At 69.9% G+C, this 20,546-nt stretch carries 20 protein-coding genes and 1 pseudogene; 6 read left to right on the plus strand and 15 right to left on the minus strand.

All coding sequences use genetic code 11. From position 1 onward, the window contains the following. Nucleotides 1–27 precede the first annotated feature (27 nt). A complete protein-coding gene (locus K7862_RS24110) occupies nt 28–711 on the plus strand; it encodes a sensor histidine kinase (protein WP_222965980.1) in 684 nt (227 codons plus the stop codon). On the opposite strand, the gene K7862_RS38315 is transcribed toward K7862_RS24110, so the two are convergent. The 3 genes from K7862_RS38315 to K7862_RS24125 are packed head-to-tail and all read right to left on the minus strand — an operon-like array spanning nt 613 to nt 4,972. Continuing rightward, the gene (locus K7862_RS38315) at nt 613–2,091 is read right to left on the minus strand and encodes a sensor histidine kinase (RefSeq protein ID WP_222965982.1); all 1,479 of its coding nucleotides are present in this window, start codon (nt 2,089–2,091) and stop codon (nt 613–615) included. The genes K7862_RS24110 and K7862_RS38315 overlap by 99 nt on opposite strands. Next, a complete protein-coding gene (locus tag K7862_RS24120) occupies nt 2,088–2,765 on the minus strand; it encodes a response regulator transcription factor (protein ID WP_222965984.1) in 678 nt (225 codons plus the stop codon). The genes K7862_RS38315 and K7862_RS24120 overlap by 4 nt, the downstream gene beginning before the upstream one ends. A 41-nt stretch (nt 2,766–2,806) precedes the next feature. Continuing rightward, nucleotides 2,807–4,972, minus strand: a complete 2,166-nt coding sequence (locus tag K7862_RS24125) for an MMPL family transporter (RefSeq protein WP_222965986.1) — start codon at nt 4,970–4,972, stop codon at nt 2,807–2,809. Nucleotides 4,973–5,074: 102 nt separating this feature from the next. Here K7862_RS24125 and K7862_RS38510 point away from each other — a divergent pair, with 102 nt between their 5' ends. Together K7862_RS38510 and K7862_RS38515 are read left to right on the plus strand one after the other, a co-directional pair. Further along, the gene (locus K7862_RS38510; protein ID WP_372461648.1) at nt 5,075–5,668 is read left to right on the plus strand and encodes a protein kinase domain-containing protein; all 594 of its coding nucleotides are present in this window, start codon (nt 5,075–5,077) and stop codon (nt 5,666–5,668) included. Beyond that, nucleotides 5,563–5,835, plus strand: a pseudogene (locus K7862_RS38515) (protein kinase domain-containing protein); the annotation flags it as partial. The gene K7862_RS38510 and the pseudogene K7862_RS38515, both read left to right, overlap by 106 nt. A 632-nt stretch (nt 5,836–6,467) precedes the next feature. Here the strand turns inward: K7862_RS38515 and K7862_RS37805 are convergent. From K7862_RS37805 to K7862_RS24145, 3 genes are all read right to left on the minus strand, one after another. Further along, complete coding sequence (locus K7862_RS37805; protein WP_504740059.1) at nt 6,468–7,334, minus strand: SCO4651 family lipoprotein; 867 nt, start codon at nt 7,332–7,334, stop codon at nt 6,468–6,470. Nucleotides 7,335–7,431: 97 nt separating this feature from the next. Beyond that, nucleotides 7,432–7,701 carry a hypothetical protein gene (locus K7862_RS24140; RefSeq protein ID WP_222965992.1) on the minus strand — a complete coding sequence of 90 codons (270 nt, stop codon included), beginning with the start codon at nt 7,699–7,701 and terminating at the stop codon, nt 7,432–7,434. Nucleotides 7,702–7,764: 63 nt separating this feature from the next. Continuing rightward, nucleotides 7,765–8,913 (minus strand): serine hydrolase domain-containing protein, encoded by a 1,149-nt coding sequence (locus tag K7862_RS24145; RefSeq protein ID WP_222965994.1) that lies wholly within the window; start codon nt 8,911–8,913, stop codon nt 7,765–7,767. 475 nt (nt 8,914–9,388) lie between these two features. On the opposite strand from K7862_RS24145, the gene K7862_RS37810 reads away from it, so the two are divergent. Genes K7862_RS37810 through K7862_RS24160 form a run of 3 tightly spaced genes read left to right on the plus strand, consistent with a single transcriptional unit; the run spans nt 9,389 to nt 11,181 of the window. Then, a complete protein-coding gene (locus K7862_RS37810; RefSeq protein ID WP_262413717.1) occupies nt 9,389–9,925 on the plus strand; it encodes a transposase in 537 nt (178 codons plus the stop codon). 21 nt (nt 9,926–9,946) lie between these two features. Further along, nucleotides 9,947–10,291 carry a transposase gene (locus K7862_RS24155; RefSeq protein WP_222965996.1) on the plus strand — a complete coding sequence of 115 codons (345 nt, stop codon included), beginning with the start codon at nt 9,947–9,949 and terminating at the stop codon, nt 10,289–10,291. A gap of 20 nt (nt 10,292–10,311) precedes the next feature. After that, nucleotides 10,312–11,181 (plus strand): IS3 family transposase, encoded by an 870-nt coding sequence (locus tag K7862_RS24160; protein ID WP_222965998.1) that lies wholly within the window; start codon nt 10,312–10,314, stop codon nt 11,179–11,181. A gap of 13 nt (nt 11,182–11,194) precedes the next feature. Here the strand turns inward: K7862_RS24160 and K7862_RS24165 are convergent, their stop codons facing one another. The 9 genes from K7862_RS24165 to K7862_RS24205 all read right to left on the minus strand — a co-directional run bounded on the left by K7862_RS24165 (nt 11,195) and on the right by K7862_RS24205 (nt 20,537). Then, nucleotides 11,195–12,430 (minus strand): IS256 family transposase, encoded by a 1,236-nt coding sequence (locus tag K7862_RS24165; protein ID WP_222966000.1) that lies wholly within the window; start codon nt 12,428–12,430, stop codon nt 11,195–11,197. A 505-nt stretch (nt 12,431–12,935) separates the two neighbouring features. Further along, on the minus strand, nt 12,936–13,376 hold the full coding sequence (locus tag K7862_RS24170; RefSeq protein ID WP_262413709.1) for a DUF1931 family protein: 441 nt from the start codon (nt 13,374–13,376) through the stop codon (nt 12,936–12,938). Nucleotides 13,377–13,422: 46 nt separating this feature from the next. Beyond that, nucleotides 13,423–15,096 carry an FAD-dependent oxidoreductase gene (locus K7862_RS24175; RefSeq protein WP_308012155.1) on the minus strand — a complete coding sequence of 558 codons (1,674 nt, stop codon included), beginning with the start codon at nt 15,094–15,096 and terminating at the stop codon, nt 13,423–13,425. Between the two features lie 104 nt (nt 15,097–15,200). Then, nucleotides 15,201–15,464, minus strand: coding sequence for a UBP-type zinc finger domain-containing protein (locus K7862_RS24180; RefSeq protein ID WP_222966004.1), 264 nt, complete (start codon nt 15,462–15,464; stop codon nt 15,201–15,203). Then, nucleotides 15,464–15,988, minus strand: coding sequence for a thioredoxin (gene trxA, locus K7862_RS24185; protein ID WP_222966006.1), 525 nt, complete (start codon nt 15,986–15,988; stop codon nt 15,464–15,466). Before trxA ends, K7862_RS24180 begins: the two co-directional genes overlap by 1 nt. Then, nucleotides 15,988–18,612 (minus strand): ATP-dependent chaperone ClpB, encoded by a 2,625-nt coding sequence (gene clpB, locus K7862_RS24190; RefSeq protein WP_222966008.1) that lies wholly within the window; start codon nt 18,610–18,612, stop codon nt 15,988–15,990. Before clpB ends, trxA begins: the two co-directional genes overlap by 1 nt. After that, nucleotides 18,603–18,992 carry a chaperone modulator CbpM gene (locus tag K7862_RS24195; protein ID WP_079138935.1) on the minus strand — a complete coding sequence of 130 codons (390 nt, stop codon included), beginning with the start codon at nt 18,990–18,992 and terminating at the stop codon, nt 18,603–18,605. Before K7862_RS24195 ends, clpB begins: the two co-directional genes overlap by 10 nt. Beyond that, entirely contained in the window at nt 18,989–19,951 is a 963-nt protein-coding gene (locus K7862_RS24200; protein WP_222966010.1) for a DnaJ C-terminal domain-containing protein, read from the minus strand. Before K7862_RS24200 ends, K7862_RS24195 begins: the two co-directional genes overlap by 4 nt. A 7-nt stretch (nt 19,952–19,958) precedes the next feature. Beyond that, nucleotides 19,959–20,537 carry a nucleotide exchange factor GrpE gene (locus tag K7862_RS24205; protein WP_222966012.1) on the minus strand — a complete coding sequence of 193 codons (579 nt, stop codon included), beginning with the start codon at nt 20,535–20,537 and terminating at the stop codon, nt 19,959–19,961. Nucleotides 20,538–20,546 lie beyond the last annotated feature (9 nt).

The following is a 20,546-nucleotide window of genomic DNA, read 5'->3' on the forward strand; positions in this document are numbered from 1 at the left end:
AGCAGCCATACAGCCGAGCTCGATCAGGTGGCCCGCACCCAGAACGTCCTGGTCGCTGAGCTGGCACGTCTCCTACAACACGAGCGGCACTTCACGGCGAATACCTCCCACCGGTTGCGGACACCGCTGGCCGGACTGCAACGCGGCCTGGAGAGCGCGCTCACCACGCCGGATGTCGGCCTGCGTGCGGCGATCGAGGAAGCCCTGCCGAAGAGTGGACACCTGCACCACACGATCGACGAAGTCCTGCGCCTGGCCGAAGCCGAGAGCGGCGGGGGAAAGGCCGGGAGCACCACTCGGCCGGCCGCCATTCTGCTCGATCGCGTCGAAACCCGCTGGCACGGCGTGTTCGCCCAGGAGCAGCGCCGTCTCGCCGTACGTCTCACTCCCGGCGTGGAGGACCTGCCGCTGCCCGGCCGCGCTGTCGGCCAGGTCCTCGACGTGCTGCTGGACAACGCCCGCGTTCACGGCAGCGGGCGCGTGGACGTGACCGTGCGGGAGGCCAGTGGCGCGCTCGCATTCGACGTGGCCGACGAAGGGCGGACGACCTTCCCGCCGGCCAGGCTGTTCGACCGGGGGGTGACGGGCTGGGGCGGCGCCGGAATCGGCCTGTCACTGGCCCGGGATCTGGCCGAGGCCTCCGGCGGCAGGCTCTCCCTTGCCGGTTCCTCCCCCACCGTGTTCACGCTGCTGCTGCCCTGCGGTGGGTGAACGCGGCAAGGTGACCACGGCCAGCGCGCCGCCGCCCGTCGCCTGGTCGAGAATCACCGTCCCGCCGTGTTGCGTCGCGATCGCCCTGGCGATGGGCAACCCGAGTCCGCTCGAACCGCTGTCGCGGCTGCGGCTGCGGCTGCGGCTGGTGTCCAGGCGCACGAACCGGTCGAAGACACGCTCGCGGTCTTCTTCGGGGACTCCGGGTCCGTCGTCCTCGATCTCGATCCGCACCAGGTCGTCGGGAGTCTCGGCGATGCGGATGACGACGCCGTGGCGGGCATACCGGACGGCGTTGCCAAGGATGTTGCGCAGCAGGCGGCTGAGGTCTTCCGGGTCACCGACGACCACTGATGCGCTCGATGCGGGATCCACCGTGATCGCGATCCCGAAGTCCGGTGTGTGCGTTCGTGCGTCGTCGACCAGTTCGCCGAGGTCCACGGGAAGCCGCCGGGCAGGCTGCCGGTCGTCGCCGCGGGCGAGGGCCAGCAGTTCCTCCGCGAGGGTTTCCAGACGCTGTGATTGGCGCACCGCCCGCCGGGCGATGTCCGGCCACGGGGCGACGTGTTCGTGGGCGAGGCCGACTTCCAGAGTCGTACGGAGCGCCGCCAGCGGGCTGCGCAGTTCGTGTGAGGCATCGGCGACGAACCTGCGCTGACGCGCGGAGGAGTCCTCGAGCCGGCCGAGCATGTCGTTCATTGTGCGGGCCAGGTCGCCCACCTCGTCGCGGGTGCCGGGGTCGGGAACGCGTCGTGCCAAGTCCGCTGCGCTGATGGTGGTCACGGTGCGGCGGATGCCCTCCACCGGACGCAGCGCGCGGCCGACCACCAGCCAGACGGTACTGCAGGCCAGCAGGAGGATGCCGGGCACGCCGACCAGGAGCAGGCGGGCGAACGTCTCATTGATCTTGCTGAGCAGTTCGGTGCTGGTGACGGCGATGATCGTCACGCTCGTGCCGTGCACGACTGCTCGCGTCCCGATGGCGCGGGCGTCACCACTGACAATGGCGTCGGCCGCCGGCTGTCGCAGCGGGGCAGCGGCGCCGGCGGGCAGGGTGTAGACCGGGCCTTTGCCGGCCAGTGGCGGTGTCGACGCGAGGACGGTGCCGTCGGAGGCGATCACCTGGGCCTGCGCGCTGGCGTCGAGGGCGGACCCCCGAAGCGGGTGGGGCCACGTGCCGCCCTGCCCAGACTGCGCGACCTGCGCGGCATAGGTCCGAAGCTGGTCGTCGACGGTCCGCTGGGCGGACTCCGTCTGCAGCAGGTAGAGGATCACCAGGCCCAGGGTCACGGCGATCGTCAGGGCGAGCCCCGCGACGGCGGTGACCCTAGTGCGCACAGTGCGCAGCCCGATCCGGTGGCCGGTGCGCGGGCCGTTCACGGCCGGTCCTCTCGGACCACGTAGCCGCCGCCGCGGACCGTCTCGATCACGGGCAGTCCGCCGGGATTCTCGATCTTTCGCCGCAGTCGGTGCACGTGCACCTCGACCACGGAAGGGCCTCCGTCGAAGTTGACGTCCCAGCAGCGCTCCAGCAACTCGGACTTGGACACCACGCGGCCCTTGCAGCGCAGCAGATGTTCCAGCACGGACACCTCCCGAGGTGTCAGGCCCAGGTCTCGCCCGTCTCGGGTCACGGCGCGGCTGGCGGGATCCAGCACGAGGCCGGCGGCCGAGAGGACCGCCGGCCGTGCTCCCAGGCCGCGGCGGGTCAGGGATCGCAGGTGCGCCAGTAGCACCGGATAGGAGAACGGTTTGGCCAGGTAGCCGTCCGCGCCGCTGTCCAGCCCTTCGGCGTGGTCCAGGTCCTGGTCCATGGCAGTGAGCATCAAGATCGGCATCCACAGTCCCTGGCCTCGCAGGGTGCGGCAGACCTGGTACCCGTCCATGGCCGGAAGCATCACGTCCAGGATGATCACGTCGGGGGTGGTCTCGCGGGCCTTCCACAGCCCGTCCACTCCGTTGTCCGCCACGTCCACGACGTAGCCCTCCGCCTTGAGCCCCCACGACAGGGACTCGGCGAGGTCGCGGTCGTCCTCGATCATCAGCACGCGCATCCGTTCAGCATCCTCCTGCGCCCTGCGGGTTCCTCCGCCGCTCAGCTGCCCACCGGTGCCCGGACCGGTGCGGGCCGTTCATCTTCGCCGGTCGAGCGGCCGACCCGCAGCAGCCGTGCGAGGGCGGCGGGCAGCCACCAGTTCCAGTCGCCCATGATCGCCACCAGGGCTGGCACCAGCAGGGTACGGACGACGACGGCGTCGACGAAGATACCGACGCCCAGCCCCGTGGCGATCATCTCCACGACCACGTCGGGGGCGCTGGACAGGGACGCAAACGAGATCGCGAGGATCACCGCGGCGCACGTGACCAGTCGACCGGTTCGGGCGAGGGCGCCCACGATCGCCTGCTGGGTGGAGCCGGTGCGGTCGTACTCCTCGCGCATCCGGGCCAGGATGAACACCTCGTAGTCCATGGACAGCCCGAACAGGAACGCGAAGGTGATGATCGGGATCCAGTTGCGGATCGAGCCCGTCGCCGCCACCCCGTAGACAGCCTGCGAGCCGAACCCGTGTTGCCAGAACAGTACGAGGAACCCGAACGAGGCTCCGAGGGAGACCAGGTTGACCACCACTGCCTTGATGGCCAGCGTCAGCGAGCGGAATTCGCGTGCCAGCAGGAGCAGGGCGAGCAGTGAGATCACCGCCAGCATCAGGGGGAAGTTGCCGTACACGGCCCGGTTGAAGTCGACGTTTTGAGCGGTGTTCCCGCCGACCTCCACTCCTCCGGGGACGCCGGCGAGCGCGGCGCGTACGCGCGCCACGGTGGCCCTGCCGGCCGCCGTGCTGCCCTCGTGGTCGGGGATGGCGGTGATCAGCGCATCGTTGCCGCTGCGGAACGCCGGGGTCGAGGGGGCGAGGACCGCGTGGATGCCTGGCGTCTGGCGGGTGATCCGCACGACGTCTCGCACGGCGCTCGGGCCACCGTGGACCAGCATCTGTACCGGGAAGACCACCGCGCTGGGCACTCCCTGCCTCTCCAGGCCGTGCAGAGTCGCAGCGGCCTGACTCTGGCCGCCGAGGGAGTCCGCCCGCGGCTGACCGGTGTTCATGGACAGGGCCGGGACCGCCAGGCACACCACGACGAGCAGGCCGAGGCCTCCGGCTACCCAGCGGTGCCGCACGATGGCACCAGCCCACCGCTCCCACCCGGCGCTGTACGTCGTCGATCCCTTGCGGATGCGGTGCTTGTCCATCGCCAGCCCCCACCCGGCGAGGATCACGGGCAGCAAGGTGACCGCGGAGGCGATGGCCACCATCGGGATGAGCATGCCGCCGACACCGACGCTGCGCAGGAATGGCACCGGGAGGATGACCAGCGACAGCAGTCCGGCAGCGACGGTCAGTCCGCTGAGCACGACCGCGCGTCCGGCGGTCGGGCTGGCCGCGAGGATCGCCTCTTCGTTGCTGCGCCCTGCTTCGCGTTCCTCACGCCAGCGGGTGATGAGCAGCAGTGAGTAGTCGACGGCTACGCCGAGCCCCATCACGGCGACCAGGTATTCCACCAGGAAGCTCACGTCCATGGCGTAGGTGACGCCCAGGATGAGCAGGAACGTCGTCAAGATCGCGGGAATGGCGATCAGCAGCGGCACGATGGCCAGGGCCGAGCCGTAGACGAACAGCAGCACTGCCAGAGCGCCGGCGGCTCCGATGAGCGTCTCCACCAGAACGCTGGGGCCTCCGCCTCCCGAGCCTTGGCCGGTGGACTGGATCTGCTCGAAACCGGTCACGGAGACGGTGACGCCTGCGGGCGCCGCCGCCTTGAGGGCGGGTTCGATGCGGTCCATCACTCCCGCTCCGGGCGGAGTGTCGGGATTGGGCATGTCGAACACGGCCCACGTGGTCCGTTTGTCGGCGGACACCAACGTGGAGTCATGCGTGTTCGCCCAGTCCGCCACGGCCAGATGGCCGGCCTTGTTGGCGGCTGCGAAGGTGCGGGCGGCCATCTCCTGCCCGGCGAGGGTGTCCATGCCCTTGCCTGCGGGGAGGGTGAGGACGCCCAGTGTCGGCTGCTCGTTGCCGTCGACGCCGAAGCGTTGGAGCAGGTGATGGTTGGCGTCGTAGCCGGCGGTGGCGGGTGTGGCGAAGGTGTGCGAGAGGCGACCGGTGGCATGGCCCACCGTCAGGCCGCCCAGCACGGTCAGTGCCAGCCAGGCCAGGACGACGAAGAGCTTGTGGTTCAGACAGAGACGGGTGATGGCGTTCACGGCATGAGTCCCCAGACGGCAGATTCGGTGTCTGCGGGAAGTCTCGGGATCGCGTGCTTACAGAACCCTTTCACCAGCGCCCAGCGCCTGCACGGGACGACCATGCCGGTGGGTCCCGTCGCGGCATCGTCGGAGGTGAAGTGGCATCGATCGCCGGACCGATCTGTGTGCCGGGGCGAGTGGCGACGCTGCCAGGCGCGAGCATCAGCCGCAGTGTTCGGCACGCGATCGGCTCGCGCGAGCGGCCGTCAACACCGCGTCGGGGAGCCGGCGCGTCAAGTGCTGGCCGCTCGCCTTGGCCTCACCGCATCAGTGTCCCCCGGCAGACCGGCGGCGTCCTCCAAGTTCCTGGACGGGCGGACCCTCGCCGAGTTGTTGGACGGGCTCCCGCGCGGGCTACCGGCGTCAAAGGCCGTCGAGGCGATGACGCCGATCGCCGCCGCGCTGGCGCACGCGCACGGCAGAGGGGTGGTGCATCGGGACATCAAGCCGGCCAACTTGATGCTGCTCACCGACGGCGGCGCGAAGATCCTGGACTTCGGCATCGCCAGCTACGCCGAGGCGACCACGTTACTCACCCGAGCGGGGTGGTGCTGGGCTCGGCCCCCTACATGCCGCCGGAGCAGTGGCGCGGCGGCCCGGTCACGCCGGCGGCCGACATGTATGCCTTCGGGGCAACCCTGTTCACCCTCTTGACCGGGGGTCCGCCGTTCCCGGGCCCGACGGCGGCGGCCTGGATGCACCAGCACCTGGGCGTCCAACCGCCGCGTCTGCCAGGGCAGGCAATGCAGATTCCCGAGCAACTCGGCGACCTGGTTGACAGGTTGCTCGCCAAGGCCCCGATCGAGCGGCCGGGCGCGGCCGAGACACTGCGCTCCCTTCGGGAGACCATTGGTGAGTCTCCCGCGCACCCAGCGACGTTGGTGATACGGCCGGCCGAATCCCCGGGAGCCGAGTCCACGCGCCTCGCCCCGACACCCGAGCTGGACACGCTCACCGCCGCGCGACCGGCCTCCGGACCCGCGGAGGGCTCCTCCACGCCCGCTCCCCCAGCCCCGCCCCTACCCCCGCATGCACCCGACGCCCCATCCGGGACCCGGGACCGCCCAGCGCCCGTTGACTCGCCCAGCGTGCCCGCCGGGCTCAGCCGCCGCACCCTCCTGCTGGTCGGTGCGGGTGTCGCCGCCGCGGCGGCGGGGGGGGTGGCGGCGGTCACCTGGTCCCCCTCCGACCACCACGGCACCGGCCCCCCTCGATGCGAACTATGGGCTGCGCGGATGCTGAGGTTTGCTGGGGTGGTGACGGGGCCTCCCGGGAGCGGTGACGGTCGGCTGAGGTCGCTTTGGTTTGCTGCACTCTCACCACGGCGGTCACCACGGCTGATCCGTCACCACCGTGGTAACGCCTCGTATGCCCGGTCCGGGGCTACGAGGCACTACCGGCCGGCTGGCGCCGACATGCTGGGACCGTTGCATCAGCACCTCAGCAGATGTCTTCAGATGCTCGTGGGATGCGCAGCGACTGCCGCCGAATCCACGGTGTCCCACACTGGGGGCGCCGGGACGCCTGCTCCGCCGAGGAAGTGGAAGAGGTCGACGGCGAAGGAGGTGGTGCTGCCCATCTTGGCGAACCACCACAAGGGTTTCCCGTGGGCGTCGACCCACACGTCGAGTTCGGCGCTGTCGGCTCCCGCGAGCAGGGTGGGCAGTGCGTTGCCGGCTGCCTGGGCCAGGCGCTTGTCCGCGGTCAGTGCGGTGAGGGTGACAGCGCCCTGGTAGTGACGGCCGACGGTGTCGTCGAGGTTTTCCGCGCCCAGATCCGTCCAGCCCGTTGCGTCGGCGAGCATCCACACACCGTACTCGGGGTTGGCCTGCAGTCCATGAGTGGCTGGGCCGCCGTTGACCTGTGGCAAGGGCGCGCGCATCCAGTGCTTGCCCTTGAGCGGGCCGCTGGTCCGCGGATCGACGCTGTAGTAGAAGGAGTCGCCCGTCAGCAGTACTTCGGTCTTGTCTGCGGAGTTCAAGTGCTGAAGGCCCAGTTGCGCCGTGGGTGACTTCACGTCCATGGCCGGCCGCTCCCCCCAAGCGAACAGGCCGTCGAAGCGGACCCTGCGACCGTCGTGGTCTACGTACTCGGTGGCGATCACCGAGTGGTAGTCGTCGGTCCATGCCGCGACCCGGCGCATCAGCGCTGTCAGCCGGGCACGGTCCGCGGACGCGGTTGTTACCACCGGGGAGGCCGACCAGGGAACCGGCGACGGCGACGCGGCGTGCGACCCAGCGCCGGGGCCGGCAGAGCAGCCCGCCGCCCCCACCAGGGCCGCAGCCACAACAAGACGTGATACGAGCGTGCGCATCTTCATGCTGTAGCCCCCACCTCCGGCCCTCGGGCCATACGGACCGCCCCGTACATGGCCGCCCACTGCGAGCGGCACTGTAGCGGTACCGGAAGTGGAGCCTTCAGCCGCCGGCCTGCAGCTTCGTCAGCCGTCTGGAGACATGGCGGGCGAGCTTGTCGTGCTGCCCCACGGTGCGGAGCAGAGCGGCCAACAGCTCCATCCCGAGTCGGTGGGCCTCCGCCCGGTCGGGGATCGACGTCCAGGCGTAGACCGCCTGCTCCGCCCTGGCACGGGTGGACGCGTGTCCAGCTCCAGGTACCTGGGACGGCAGGACGAGGGTGTGCAGGTACCCGCGGGTTGCGGTCACCGGCTGGCCGGTGGTGAGGGCCATCCAACCGCGGCCGCCACCCGGTCGGTTGGGCCCACCACGAGGCTACGGCGTGAGATGCGTGCGTCAGGCGTTCGCCGCGTACCGCCAGAACTCGCTGATGACCGGTGCCGGCACGGGGCTCATCGCTGCCACCTGAGTCAGGAGGATGGTGACCGCGCCCGTGGCCGGGATGACGTGCGCCGCTGTGCCTGTGCCGCCGACCCAGCCGTAACGGCCGGGCGTATTCCACGGGTTGGTCCGCTCGATGTCAACCGAACCGCCGAAGCCCCAGCCCTGGCCCTCCAGGAACAGCTGGCCGATGTCGCGCTGCGCCCGATTCGTATGGTCGGTGGTCATCATGCGCACGGACTCGGCCGACAGCACCCGGGAGCCGTCGGCCGCCACCCCGCCAGCCAGCAACATCCGGCTGAAAGCCAGCCAGTCATCAGCGGTAGAGGCCAGCCCGCCATTGCCGAGCGGTAGCGCGGGCAGGATGCTCCACTCTCCGTCCGGGGCGTCTGCGAGCTCCAGGCTGCCGTCGTCGCCGGGCCTGTAGAAGCTGGTGAACCGGCCCCGCTTGGCGGCCGGCACCTCGAAACCGGTGTCCACCATGCCCAGCGGCCCGAAGATCCGCTCCGCCAGAAACTCCGGCAGCGGCTGTCCGGTGATCCGCGAAATCAACACCCCCTGCAGGACGGAGCAGGTGTCGTACAGCCAGGCAGCACCCGGTTGGTACAGCAGCGGGATGCGGCCGAGCGCCGCCATCCACTCGTCGGCCGGCGGGAAGTTGCTCGGCACCCGGCCGTCTTTTTGCACCGTGAACAACTCCTGCACTGCCGGCAGTGTGAAGTCGGAGGGGAATCCGTACCCGGCCTGGGAGGCCAGCAGGTCGAATACGGTGATGGGCCGGTCGGCCGGCACCACGTCGTCCACCGGGCTCGCCGGCGTGCGTACGACGACCGGCTTCCCTAGCTCCGGCAGCCACATGTCGATCGGGTCGTTCAGTGCGATCCTGCCCTCCTCCACGAGGATCAGCAGTGCGGCGGCGGTGACGGACTTGGTGATCGAGGCGACCCGGAAGATGGAGTCCCTCGCCATCGGGGCGCCGTCGTCGGCGTCCTGCGCGCCGACGGCCGCCACCTCGACCTGGTCACCCCGGGCCACGAGGCCAACCGCTCCCGGCAGCGCGCCGGCCCCGACGTGGGCTTCGAGCAAATCGTGCAGGGTCGTCATGAGGCCGCCTTCCAGAAGATTGCTGTCGAAAGACAGACTCTTGCACGGGCCGGGAATCATCGGCCTCGACAGGTCTGGTGGCCGGAGCCTCGTCACGGACCGTCTCACGAGGACCAGATCATGGTCGTGTTGCGAGCTCTGAGAAGCCGTTGCTTTATCGCTCATGGTGAGCGTGGGTTCGAGTGTGGCTTCCCGGTCGGGTGATCTTCGGTGGGAACGTGTATGAGGACTGAGAGGACTGAGCCTCCGGTGCATCTCAGGGTTGTCGAGACCAACGAGCACGCCAGGAGGCCTGTTGCCGCTGTTGTACGCCTTCGCCTGGGTCGGGTCCAGCTCGCTCACCCGGTCGTGTGACTGCCTCGCGCACCGTTTCGGGATCGCCAATGATCGCCCGGACCGGGAGCCGCGGTATCCGTCGGACATGACGGACTGCGAGTGGGCCGCCGTGCGGGATCTGCTGCCGGTGCCCGGCTGGATGGAGGGCAGGGGCGGGCAGCCGGAGGGCTACTGCCACCGGCAGATGGTCGACACGGTCCGCTACCTGGTCGCGGGCGGTACCACCTGGCGGGCGATGCCCGCAGACTTCCCTGCGTGGGATGGCGTCTACGAGTCCGTCCCGCCACACCGGCACCACCGACCCGGGCACCGCACCAGCGACCGGCACCGACCCGACGTCGGCAGCCGTGACCGGGGCCTTTCCGTCCCCACGCGGCTCCCCCAGAACCTGCCCGACCGTCTCACGAGCGATCACCAACCGCTCCCACGCGGCCTCCGCCTCCCGCACGTGGGCCTGGAGGACCTCCACCCGCCGCCAGGCAGCACGCTCACGCTCTTCCAACAGCCCCAGCACCGACGGCACACGGCACCTCCAACGAAGAGACGACACGAACACGTCATCTCTGCCGCCGAAGCATCTCCCTCATGCCTGCTGGCCCTACCGGTCGCTGTCGGACTTCTGGCAACGAGCCCACCCGTCCCGGCTGACCATCCCCTCGTAGCGTGGAGCCCGTGATTGCAGGGGAAGTTGGGATTCATGGGGTCCAGGAAGAAGCCGTCGTACGACGCTGAGTTCCGTGAGGGCGCGGTGCGCATCGTGGTCGAGACCGGGAGGTCGGCCGGGGAGGTCGCCGAGGAGCTCGGCATCAACCCGGGCACGCTGCACAGCTGGGTGTCTCGGTGGCGGCGCAACGGGACGACGTCCTCGGACCGGCCCGTGCAACCGACAGCCGCCAGTGGCGGTGGCGGTCGGGTGCGGGAGGCCGAGCGGGCCGAGCTGGAGCGGTTGCGCCGGGAGATCGGGGAGAAGAACAAGCGGATCCGTGAGCTGGAGATGGAGCGTGATGTCTTCAAGCGATGCATGGCCCTCTGGGTGAAGTGACCGAGAACGCTCCGGAGGCGGTGGCCGCCTTCATCGGTAACCAGAGGGTCGAGCATGGTGTCCCGCACCGGGTGTCCTGCCGGGTGGTCGGGGTGAGCGAGGCGTGGTTCTACAAGTGGCGCCGGCGTCCCGACGAGCCGACGAAACGCGAGGTCAGGAGGGCGATGCTAGAGGAGCGGATCTTCCACTTCTTCACCGAGTCCGGCGGCACCTATGGCTCGCCGAGGATCGTCTTGGACCTGTGGGCGGAGAACTGGAAGGTGTCGGTGAACACCGTCGCGGAGATCATGGCCGAGCTCGGTCTGCAGGGCCGCGAACCGCCCAGGCGGCGGTCGCTGACCCGGCAGGGCAAGCGGAAAGCCGCTCCTGACCTGGTGAATCGCCGTTTCGACGCGGTGGCCCCGGACGTGCTCTGGTACGGGGACATGACGGAGATCGAGACCGGTGAGGGCAAGATCTATCTGGCCACGGTCCTGGATGCGTTCTCGCGCCGTTGCATCGGCTACGCCATGGGCGAGCATCATGACGCAGCCCTGGTCGGAGGGTCGTTGAAGATGGCCACCGCGACGCGTGGCGGCCGAAGGGACGGGACGATCTTCCACAGCGACAGGGGAAGTGAGTACACGTCAGAGGCGTACAACACTCTGTGTGACCGCCTGGGTGTGGTGCAGTCCATGGGGCGGGTGGGGTCGGCGCTGGACAACGCCGCCGCGGAGTCGTTCAACTCACTGCTCAAGGTCGAGTACATCCCCCGGCACCGGTTTGCCACCCGCACCGAGGCCCGCCTGAAGATCGTCACTTGGATCACCGGGTTCTACAACCCACGGCGCAGGCACAGCGCGGCCGGCGGTCACGTCCGCTGGCGTGGTGTATTGACGGCCTCCGTCTGATCTTGTTGTGAGGCTAGGCGGTGAGTTCGGTGGGCAGGGCGGGTTCGGTGGTGTCTGACTCGTTCGGGTGGCCGGCTTTGGCGAGGAGTTCGCGGCTCATGTAGCGGCGGGCTTCGGTCCATTCGTCGTTCTGCTCGGCCAGGACGGCGCCGACCAGGCGGATCAGGGCGGTGCGGTCGGGGAAGATCCCGACGACGTCGGTGCGGCGCCGGATTTCCTTGTTCAGCCGTTCCTGCGGGTTATTGGACCAGATCTGCCGCCATGCCTCCCGCGGGAAAGCTGCGAACGCCAGCACGTCGTGCTGGGCGGCATCCAGATGCTCGGCAGCCTTGGGAAACTTCGCCTCCAGAGCGGTCAGGACGTGCCGCTTCTGGGCGTGGACAGCTTCGGCGTCGGGTTGTTCGAAGACCGTCCGCAGCAGCGTCGCCACCCACGGCTGGGCCGATTTCGGGACCTGGGAGAGCAGGTTGCGGGCGTAGTGGGTGCGGCAGCGCTGCCAGGAGGCTCCGGGCAGCACCGCTGCGATCGCGCCGACCAGGCCGGTGTGGGCGTCGGAGATGACGAGCTGGACGCCGGACAGGCCGCGGGCGGTCAGCGAGCGCAGGAACGCCAGCCATCCCGCGCCGTCCTCCGCGGTGGCGACATCGATGCCGAGGATCTCGCGGTGTCCGTCGGCGTTGACACCCACCGCGACCAGCGCGTGGACGCCTGTGATCCGGCCGCCTTCGCGGACCTTCTGGGTCAGGGCGTCGACCCACACGAACGCATACGGGCCGGCGTCCAGGGGCCGGTTGCGGAACGCGGTGACTTGCTCGTCGAGGTGTTTGGCCATGGCGCTGACCTGCGACTTCGACAGTTGAGTGACGCCCAGGGACTCTGCGAGCTTTTCGACCCGGCGGGTGCTGACTCCGAGGAGGTAGGCGGTGGCGACCACGGAGATGAGGGCTTGTTCGGCTCGGCGGCGGCGTTCCAGCAACCAGGTCGGGAAATAGCTGCCGGACCGCAGTTTCGGGATGGCCAGTTCGATCGTGCCGGCGCGGGTGTCCCACTCGCGTGGGCGGTATCCGTTGCGCTGGTTGACGCGTTCCTCGCTGACTTGCCCGTATGCGGCGTTGCAGGCGGCGTCGGCGTCCGCGGACATCAACGCGTCGGCGAACGCCTTGACCATCTGCCGCAGCAGATCGGGACTCGCCGAGGCCAGGTTCTCCTCGGTCAGAGCGTGCAGGGGCAGACTGTCGGGTGCGGTCATCGTGCTGATCTCCTTCGAGGCTTAGTCACTTCGAAGATCAGCCGGTGGCCGTCTTTTCATGCGGGCACCAACCCGGACGCCGGAGCAAACCCCCGGAACGGGTCCCACCCCGCTACACCACTTCCAAGGACGCAACCCGGCCGCGGCCTGCCGCCGGAGGAGTTCGAACGGACCATCACCGCAGCACGCAAGAAGAGCGACCAGAGGTGCCAGGCCGCATAGGAGAGGTCTCTACGAAACCAGGGGATTGACTCACCTCCAGGACGCACTCGCCGCCCTCAAGACCAAACAGGCCCTCCGAGTAACCATCCGGCAATCAGACCCGGCCCGCCACACGGCAGAAACGGCAGCCCGCACAGCCGCCACCCACAAGCTCACCGATGATCCTGCACAGCCCATCGTCGTGACGAACCGTCAGCGCCGCTCGAACCGCGCACAGGGCTCCCCCTTGCCGTAGCCCTGCCAACCACGGCGGTCTGTCCCTCGATCCCACAGGCACCCCCGCTCAGATCAGCAGGTCGAAGAGTTCGAAGGCCTCGTCCCACTGGTCCGTGGAGGGACGGCGGGTGTCACGGGCGATGGTTTTGAGGGCGCGCGCGAGGGCGACGCTGAGGCCGCCGGCCAGATCGGGCAGCCGCTGCTGGGTGTCCTCGGCGGCGTCCATGCCGAGGTCGGGGCGGGCGGCGAGCTGGTCCAGCAGCGGCCGTAGTTCGATGCCCTCCTCCAGCTTCTGGAAAGCGTGGATGCTCTCTTGCAGGCCTTTGGTGACCGGCAGGTCCTGCGGCTCGATGATGTCCCGGTCGTTGGCCTTGGCGTCTGCAGTGCCGATGAGGAAGAGGTCGTAGAGCTTGGCGTCCACGAAGTCGTTATAGCGCTTGAGGTCGTTCTTGTTGACGTCGAGGCCGGCGGCTGCGCGGAAGAAGCGCTCGAACTTGGGAACTCCCATGACGGGCATGGCATTTTCCTCTCTCATGGCAGTGGGTGGGCGGAGGTCATCGGACGGACTGTGCTCCCACCTCCCCGAGGTGCTCATGTGCCAGGCGTACGGCCATGGCACCCTCGCCGACCGCGGAGGCCACCCGCTTGACCGAGCCGCTGCGGACGTCGCCGACGGCGAAGACTCCCGGCAGACCGGTCTCCAGCGCGAGCGGGGCGCGGCCCAAGGGCTCCCAGACGTCCGTCAGCTGGGCCACGTCCTGCCCGGTCGGAATAAACCCGCGCCCGTCCAGGGTGACGGCGCCGGCGAGCCAGGAGGTGGCGGGACGTGCGCCGATGAAGACGAACAGGGCGCGGGCTGCCAGCACTTGCCGCTCGCGGGTGCGGTTGTCCTCGACCACGACGGATTCGACCCGGTCCTCGCCCGTCACCTCCCGGACTTCGGTATGCAGCCGGACACGGATCCGGGGGTGCCGCTCGATCCGGTCGATCAGGTAGCGGGACATGCTGTGTTCCAGGTCTCCGCCACGGACCAGAAGATGGACGGCGGGCGACTCGCGTGCCAGGAACAGCGCCGCCTGGCCGGCGGAGTTACCGCCGCCTACGACGGCCACCGGGTCCAGGCGGCAGGTCCGCGCCTCCCAGACGGTGGCGGCGTAGTGGACACCGAGTCCTTCGAACCGCTCAACGCCGGGGGCGGTCAGCCGCCGGTAGCGGGCACCGGTGGCCACCACGACGTTGGTCGCGGTGACCCTGCCGCCGTCGGCGAGCCGCACCACGCTGTGCCCGTCGCCTTGTTCGAGGCCGGTTGCCTCGGCGGGGACGTCGATCCGGGCACCGAACCGGTCGGCCTGTACGACGGCGCGTTCGGCGAGCTCCATGCCCGAGATCCCGGCGGGGAAGCCGAGGTAGTTCTCGATCCGGGAGGAGGTGCCGGCCTGGCCGCCGGTGGCCACGGCGTCCAGGACGACGGTGGAGAGTCCCTCGGAGGCGCCGTACACCGCTGCAGCCAGGCCACCGGGTCCCGCCCCGACCACCACCAGGTCGCAGACACCCTTCGCGGCGCTCTCGGTCCGCAGCCCGATGACCTGGGCGAGTTCGGCGTTGGAGGGATTGCGCAGCACCCGGTAGTCGTGCCAGACGACGATCGGGGTCTCCTCGGGAGCAACACCGAGACGCCTCAGCAGTGCCTCGGCCTCGGTGTCCTTCTCCAGATCCGCCCAGCGGTGCGGCAGACGGTTGCGGGCGGCGAACTCCAGCAGCCGCCGGGTGTCGGCGGAGAAGGCGGAGCCGATGATGCGGAAGCCCGTGCCGGTGCCGGCCAGCATGGTACGGCGCAGCAGGTAGGCCCGCAGGATCACGTCGCCGAGCGCGGGTTCGCGGCTCAGCAGGTCGCGCAGTGCGGCCGAACCCACAGCCAGTACCTCTCCTGGCCTGTTCACCACCGCGCTGACGAAGGCGGTCTGGCCCTCCAGCAGGCCCAGTTCGCCGAGGAAGCTGCGCGGACCGTGCCACTGAACGACGTGCTCCAGGTCGTCGTGGGCTTCGACCACGGCCACTGTGCCGGTGAGGACGACGAAGAACTCGTCGGTGCGTTCGCCTGCCCGGAAGAGCTGTTCCCCCTCACAGACCTGCCGTTTCTGTCCGCAGGATCTCAGCATCGCGATCTGGTCGTCCGTCAGCCGCGGGTAGGCATCGTGGACGTCGGCCGTCGGGGTCAGGGTCGGCACGGTTCACTCCCTTCGTCGGAGACAGGTGCGGAGGCGGAGAGCACGGTGCGGAGGGCGGCCGGAGCAGCGGCTTGGGAGGAGGCGCCCGGGCCGGCCGGCCGCGTTCAGACCATCGCCTCATGCACGAAACACCACCGCCAGTCCTCACCAGGCTCGAGCGACTGGACGATCGGGTGCCCGTCCGTCGCCGCGTGAGCACGGGCATGGCGCATGGGCGACGAGTCGCAGCAGCCCACGTGGCCGCAGGTCAGGCACAGGCGCAGATGCACCCATGGACTTCCCATGCGCAGGCAGTCCTCACAACCGTGCGGCGTCTTGGGCGTCACCGGCCGAACCATCGACAAGTGCGGGTCGAGAAAGCTGGTCATCACGGCCTCCTGGAGGCGGAGTGGGCTGGTCCATGGGACGCCGACAGAGACTCGTCCACCCACTGACGCAGTGCGTTCGCCGGAGCGGCGCCGGTCTGGCGGGCGACTTGCCTGCCCTGGTCGAGAATCAGCAGGGTGGGTACCGCTTGGACTTCGAAGCGCCGCGCCAGCCCGGGCGACTTGTCGATGTCGACCTTCACGAGCTTGATCCGCCCCGCCAAGCGCTCTGCGACCTGTTCGAGGGCGGGGCTCACCATGCGGCAGGGACCGCACCAGGTGGCCCAGAGGTCCACGAGCACGGGCAAGCTCGCTTGCTCGGCGATCTCCCCGAAGTCGGCGTCGCCTGCCTCGGCGATCCACGGCAGCGGCGCCCGGCAGTTTCCGCAACGGGGGCTGCCCTGCGCAGCGGCGGGCACGCGATTGGTCCGGCCGCAGTGGGCGCAGCTGACCGTCCGCGCCGAGGTACCGGCCCCATCGGGGCCACGGCCGCCGCTGTGGGCGCGGCCTTCTTGAGACGTACTCATCACGGCTCCTGGGGTTCGTCCTGGAGAGTGACGGACAGTTCGCCGCCATCGGCGTCGACCAGGATGGTGACGCCCTCGCGTGCCTCGCCGCTGAGCAGGGCGCGGCCGATCCTGGTCTCGACCTCGTGCGAGATGAAGCGGCGCAGCGGCCTGGCGCCGTAGACCGGGTCGTATCCCTCAGCCGCGATCAGCCGTCGGGCCGGCTCGGTGAGGACGAGCGTGATGCGCTGCTCGGACAGGCGGTCGCGCAGCTCGGCGAGGAGCAGATCGACGATGCGCTCGATCTGGGCGATGCCGAGCGGGTGGAAGAGGACGATGTCGTCGACGCGGTTGAGGAACTCGGGCCGGAAATGGCCGTTGAGCTCGGTCATCACCATCGCCCGCGCTTCCGGCTTGATCTCGCCGGCCTGGGTGGCGTCCTGGAGCAGGTACTGGGAGCCCAGGTTCGAGGTCATGATGACGACGGTGTTGCGGAAGTCGACGGTGCGGCCCTGCGCGTCGGTGATCCGGCCGTCGTCCAGCACCTGGAGGAGGGTGTTGAACACGTCGGCGTGCGCCTTCTCGATCTCGTCGAAGAGCACGACGGAGTAGGGCTTGCGGCGCACCGCCTCGGTGAGCTGGCCGCCCTCCTCGTAACCGACGTAGCCGGGGGGCGCGCCGACCAGGCGGCTGACGGTGTGCCTCTCCTGGTACTCGCTCATGTCGAGGCGGATCATGTTGGTCTCGCTGTCGAACAGCGCGGCGGCCAGCGTCTTGGCCAGCTCGGTCTTCCCGACGCCGGTGGGGCCGAGGAAGATGAACGAGCCGATCGGCCGGCGCGGGTCGCGTACTCCGGAGCGGGCCCGGATCACCGCGTCGGCGACGAGCTGGACGGCCTCGTCCTGCCCGACCACCCGCTCACGCAGGATCTCGTCCAGCTTGAGCAGCTTCTGGCGCTCGCCCTCCTGCAGCCGGGTGACGGGGATGCCGGTCCACGCGGAGACGATCTCGGCGATCTCGTCGGCGGTGACCACCTCGCGCAGCAGCCGGGCCTCGCCCTGTTTGGCGGCGAGCTGTTCCTCCTCGGCGGCCAGGCGGCGCTCCAGTTCGCTCACGGTTCCGTAGCGCAGCTGAGCGGCCCGGTTGAGGTCGTAGGCGCGTTCGGCCTGCTCGGCCTCCTGCCGGGCGCGCTCCAGGTCCTGGCGCAGTTCCTGGACCTTCCGAATGGCCTGGCGCTCGGCCTCCCACTGGGCGTGCTTGGCGTCCACGTCGCCCCGCAGGTCGGCCAGTTCACGCCGCAGGTCCTCCAGCCGGGCGCGGCTGGCCGGATCGGTCTCCTGCTCCAGCGCGGCCTCCTCGATCTCCAACCGGGTGGCCCGGCGGGTGAGCTCGTCGAGTTCGGCGGGCATGGAGTCGATCTCGGTCCGCAGCCGCGCGCACGCCTCGTCGACCAGGTCGATGGCCTTGTCCGGGAGGAAGCGGTCGCTGATGTAGCGGTGGCTGAGGGTGGCAGCGGCGACCAGCGCATTGTCCTGGATCTTGACGCCGTGGAAGATCTCCAGCCGCTCCCGGATGCCGCGCAGGATGGAGATGGCGTCCTCGACGGTCGGCTCGTCCACCAGCACGGTCTGGAAGCGCCGCTCCAGGGCGGCGTCGGACTCGATGTGCTTGCGGTATTCGTCGAGTGTGGTGGCGCCGATCATGTGCAGTTCGCCGCGGGCCAGCATGGGCTTGAGCATGTTGCCCGCGTCCATGGCGCCCTCGGCGGCGCCTGCCCCGACGACGGTGTGCAGTTCGTCCACGAAGAGCAGGATCCGGCCCTCGGCGCTCTTGACCTCGGCCAGCACGGCTTTCAGCCGCTCCTCGAACTCGCCGCGGTATTTGGCTCCGGCTACCAGCGATCCCATGTCGAGCGAGAACACCGTCTTGTCCCGCAGCCCTTCGGGCACGTCGCCTCGGACGATCCGCTGGGCCAGGCCCTCGACGATAGCGGTCTTGCCGACGCCCGGTTCGCCGATGAGCACAGGGTTGTTCTTGCTCTTGCGACTGAGGATCTGGATCACCCGGCGGATCTCGGCGTCCCGGCCGATGACAGGGTCGAGGCGGCCGGTGCGGGCCTCGACGACGAGGTCGCGCCCGTACTTGTCCAGGGCCTCGTAGGCCTCTTCGGGGTTGGCGGAGGTGACCCGCTGGTTCCCGCGCACCGTGGTGAGGGCGGCGAGGAAGGAGTCCTTGCTGACGCCTTGTTCGCCGAGGCGCCGGCCGGCGGCGGTGGCCGAGCCCTCGTCCACCAGGGCGAGCACCAGGTGCTCGGTGGAGACGTACTCGTCCTTGAGCCGCCTGGCCTCCTGTTCCGCGGTCTCCAGCAGTCGAGCAAGGCGCTGGGTCACCATCACCTGGCCGGGCGTGGCGCCCGGACCGGTCGTACGCGGGCGCTTGGCGAGGTCGGCCTCGACGGCGGCGCGCAGCGCCGCCGGGTCGGCGCCGGCGTCCGCCAGCAATCGGGCCGTCAGGCCGTCCTGCTGGTCGAGCAGAGCCAACAGCAGGTGCTCCCCGTCGACCTCGGTCTGGCCCATCCGTACCGCGACGCTCTGCGCTTCCTGCAGCGCTTCCTGGGACTTCTGGGTGAGGCGGTTCATGTCCATGTCGTCGGCTCCTTGGCGGCTCTTTCGCTGCGCCGCAGTGCGGTTTCCAGGCGTTCGATGCGGTCGAGCAGGTCCACGACGACGCCGATGGCCGCGTAGTTGAGGCACAGTCCGTCCCGCAGTCGCTGCACCCGGGCGATGGCCGACGGCGCGCTCGGCCGGAACCACAACCGCCCTCGGGCGTCACGCTCGGCGTCCACCAGCCCGAGGGCGACGAAACGGCTGACGAGTTCGGGCGGCAGTCCACTTCGGCCGGCCACTGCGGCCATGGTGAGCTGATACGGGCTGGGACTTGTCCGGTAGATGCGCACCAGGGGATAGGCGGCCCTCGTGCCGGCCTGTCCGGTGCCTTCGGCGGGAGAACGGCGTTCGGCTCTCATGTCTGCTTCCTCGGGTCGAAGGAGGAGACGGCGGCCAGTTCCTCGAACAGCTCACGCTCGCGCGGGCTGGGCGAGGGCGGCACCATGACCTGGATCTCGGCGTAGAGGTGCCCGGGGGAACCTTTCGGGTGTGGCATTCCCTCACCGCGCAGGCGCAGCCGGCGACCGGTGGAGGTACCGGGCGGCACATGCACCTTGACCGTCCCGCCCGGACCGGCGACCGGAACCGTCGCCCCCAGCGCGGCCTCCCAGGCGGTGACCGGCAGGTCGACGTGGATGTCGCGCCCGACGAGGCGGTAGCGCGGATGGGGGGCGATGCGGACCACGAGATACAGGTCCCCGGCGGATTCCGGGCCGCGGCCCCGGCCGCCCTCCCCCGCGAGCCGGATGCGCTGCCCGTCGACGACGCCGGCCGGGATCGTGACGTCGTAGCTGCGTTCGCCTCCGGGCCCTCCCAGGGTGATCTTCCGTCGGCCGCCGCGGTAGGCCTCCTCCACACTGAGGACGAGTTCGGCTTCCTGGTCCGCGCCGGGGATCGGGCTGCCCCGCCCGGCGCCGCCGCCCCGGCCGCCGAACATGCCTTCGAAGAGGTCCTCGAAGTCCACGCCGGAGGTGTCGAACCCGGTCGACGTCCAGGTCCGGGCGCCCGCCCGGCCGCGGGCGCCTCCGAAGGGACCGCCGCGGCTTGCGCCGGCGAAGCCCTGTCCGGCCGCGACACGCTCGTCGTAGTCCTCCGGAATCTGCCGGAAGTCCGGGCCGAAGCGGTCGTAGCGGGACCGGGTGTCGGGGTCGGACAGCACGCTGTACGCCTCGTTGATCTGCTTGAAGCGCTCCTCGGCGGCCGGATCACGGTTGACGTCCGGGTGGTAGCGGCGGGCCAGGGTGCGGAACGCCTGCTGGATCTCGGCGGCGTCGGCCGTGCGGGGGATGCCCAGCACCTCGTAGTAGTCGTCTGCCATGGCGGCCTCACTCCTGCTTGCGGCTGACCGCTACCGCGGCCGGCCGCAACTGGCGGCCGGCTTCGCCGTAGCCGGGCCGCAGCACCCGGACGACCGTGCCCGGAGCGGTGTCGGGTTCGTCCACCACGGACACCACCTCGTGCTGCTCGGGGTCGAACGGCACGCCGGTCTCCTCGTGGCGGGGGTAGCCGAGGCTTCGCAGCACTTCGACGGCCTGGTCGCGTACCGCCCGGACCCCGCTGACGATCGCACCGGGATCGTCGGCGCCCGCGTGCGCGAGGGCCAGTTCGAGGTTGTCGACGACCGGGAGGAACGCCGCGGCCACTTTGGACCGCTCGGCCTCCCGTTCCCGGGGAAGCTCGCGGGCGTAGCGCTTGCGGAGGTTGTCGACGTCGGCGAGAGCTCGCCGCCACCGGTCCTCCAACTCCTCCGCTTCAAGATTGCCGGTTCCCTGCGACCGCCCGTGCTCCCCGGTTTCGGGAGCCGTTGACGGATCCTGGGGTCCGGGCGTGCGCTCGGACGACGTCTGGTCGGGCTCGGGCGGGGGGCGGTCCTCGGCGGAACGGCTCTGTTCCTGATCCGACATGTGGCCGCC

It is taken from the genome of Actinacidiphila acidipaludis, from assembly GCF_019890725.1.
In the GTDB taxonomy this organism is placed as follows: Bacteria; Actinomycetota; Actinomycetes; order Streptomycetales; family Streptomycetaceae; genus Actinacidiphila; species Actinacidiphila acidipaludis.

What these genes read in the sequence shown, in the direction of transcription:
- K7862_RS24200 (WP_222966010.1), bottom strand. Translation starts at nt 19,951, where the DNA reads ATGGCAGACGACTACTACGAGGTGCTGGGCATCCCCCGCACGGCCGAC.
- K7862_RS24165 (WP_222966000.1), bottom strand. Translation starts at nt 12,430, where the DNA reads ATGACCGCACCCGACAGTCTGCCCCTGCACGCTCTGACCGAGGAGAAC.
- K7862_RS24180 (WP_222966004.1), bottom strand. Translation starts at nt 15,464, where the DNA reads ATGACCAGCTTTCTCGACCCGCACTTGTCGATGGTTCGGCCGGTGACG.
- K7862_RS24145 (WP_222965994.1), bottom strand. Translation starts at nt 8,913, where the DNA reads ATGACGACCCTGCACGATTTGCTCGAAGCCCACGTCGGGGCCGGCGCG.
- K7862_RS24140 (WP_222965992.1), bottom strand. Translation starts at nt 7,701, where the DNA reads ATGGCCCTCACCACCGGCCAGCCGGTGACCGCAACCCGCGGGTACCTG.
- K7862_RS37805 (WP_504740059.1), bottom strand. Translation starts at nt 7,334, where the DNA reads ATGAAGATGCGCACGCTCGTATCACGTCTTGTTGTGGCTGCGGCCCTG.
- K7862_RS24155 (WP_222965996.1), top strand. Translation starts at nt 9,947, where the DNA reads ATGGGGTCCAGGAAGAAGCCGTCGTACGACGCTGAGTTCCGTGAGGGC.
- K7862_RS24205 (WP_222966012.1), bottom strand. Translation starts at nt 20,537, where the DNA reads ATGTCGGATCAGGAACAGAGCCGTTCCGCCGAGGACCGCCCCCCGCCC.
- K7862_RS24120 (WP_222965984.1), bottom strand. Translation starts at nt 2,765, where the DNA reads ATGCGCGTGCTGATGATCGAGGACGACCGCGACCTCGCCGAGTCCCTG.
- K7862_RS24170 (WP_262413709.1), bottom strand. Translation starts at nt 13,376, where the DNA reads ATGGGAGTTCCCAAGTTCGAGCGCTTCTTCCGCGCAGCCGCCGGCCTC.
- K7862_RS24195 (WP_079138935.1), bottom strand. Translation starts at nt 18,992, where the DNA reads ATGAGAGCCGAACGCCGTTCTCCCGCCGAAGGCACCGGACAGGCCGGC.
- K7862_RS38510 (WP_372461648.1), top strand. Translation starts at nt 5,075, where the DNA reads ATGCCGGTGGGTCCCGTCGCGGCATCGTCGGAGGTGAAGTGGCATCGA.
- clpB (WP_222966008.1), bottom strand. Translation starts at nt 18,612, where the DNA reads ATGGACATGAACCGCCTCACCCAGAAGTCCCAGGAAGCGCTGCAGGAA.
- trxA (WP_222966006.1), bottom strand. Translation starts at nt 15,988, where the DNA reads ATGAGTACGTCTCAAGAAGGCCGCGCCCACAGCGGCGGCCGTGGCCCC.
- K7862_RS37810 (WP_262413717.1), top strand. Translation starts at nt 9,389, where the DNA reads ATGGAGGGCAGGGGCGGGCAGCCGGAGGGCTACTGCCACCGGCAGATG.